The sequence below is a fragment of the Rickettsia endosymbiont of Ixodes scapularis genome (assembly GCF_000160735.1).
Taxonomy (GTDB): domain Bacteria; phylum Pseudomonadota; class Alphaproteobacteria; order Rickettsiales; family Rickettsiaceae; genus Rickettsia; species Rickettsia tamurae.
In genome coordinates this window covers 4,345-5,365 of record NZ_GG688315.1, presented here as the reverse complement: position 1 = coordinate 5,365, position 1,021 = coordinate 4,345, and the positions used below count along the sequence as shown (strand labels likewise).

The following is a 1,021-nucleotide window of genomic DNA, read 5'->3' as shown; positions in this document are numbered from 1 at the left end:
ATAATCTTAATATTAACAATGAGAGTTCAGAAAGAAATAGTCTCAAAGAACAAATTGCTGAATTGGTAAACTCTGCAGGCGTACCCCTGCAAAATAAATTTAACGATAATATAGGAGGTAGTTTAGACTTAAAACTTAATGTATTTTGCAGTAAAACCATGAGTTCAGTACTGAGCAAATAGAAGCAATCTTATCAGTATGTAACGGCTCAGATATTAGTGTACTAGAAGGTAATCCTGGAGCAGGCAAGACTCGTGATGAGAGAGATAGTGAGGCAGTACAAGAATGCAGGATTTAAGGTAGTAGGTACTGGTCCAAGCAGCGTATCTGCCAAGGTACTTAGCAGAAATGCCGGTATAAAAGCCGATAATACAGGCTTACTACGTAAGAAGATAGAGGAGTCAAGACGATCTGAGTTTAGGATAGATTTAAGCAGTAAATATTATGAGGAGGAGGAATATTTAAAATCTATTGGTTGCGATACTGTATTTAGTGGCAAAACCGGGGATGTGCTTGATAGCAAGACTGTACTGATTGTGGATGAGGCAAGTATGATAGAGCTTGCTAATATGGACTATTTAGCCCACGAGGTACTCAGAGCTAAGGCAAAATTAGTGCTTGTTGGAGATAACACAACCAGTTTACAGCTGTTGGTATGACTGGAGCATTTAACAAAGCACGCAAGATTGCAGGGGGAGTCTAGCTTACAGAGGTCAGAAGACAGGAAAGAGTAGAGTACAGGAAAGCTACCGAAGCAACGGGACGCTTCCAGATGCATGAGGCAATTGAGATATATAGAAATTTAGATGTAATATTAAGGATAATGAAGAAGTTGCTAATACTAGCTTAACATCACCATTTGCTAAAGAATATACTGAGCAGATAGATAATCTTAAGCGAGATGATTTAATAGCCATACGAAGTATTGCAATTGGTGCATATACGGACGAGAAAGTATCTGCGTTTAACAGCAGAGTCAGAGATGAGCTAAAACATAGCGGAGCATTAAAAGGAAGCGAAG

The 1,021-nt window shown here is 38.9% G+C and carries 1 protein-coding gene and 1 pseudogene; both read left to right on the top strand.

What is annotated here, in order from left to right:
* Positions 1-182 (top strand): annotated as a pseudogene (locus REIS_RS16255) (hypothetical protein); the annotation flags it as partial.
* 75 nt (positions 183-257) lie between these two features.
* Complete coding sequence (locus REIS_RS16250; RefSeq protein ID WP_040614928.1) at positions 258-659, top strand: AAA family ATPase; 402 nt, start codon at positions 258-260, stop codon at positions 657-659.
* The last annotated feature ends 362 nt before the right edge of the window (positions 660-1,021 follow it).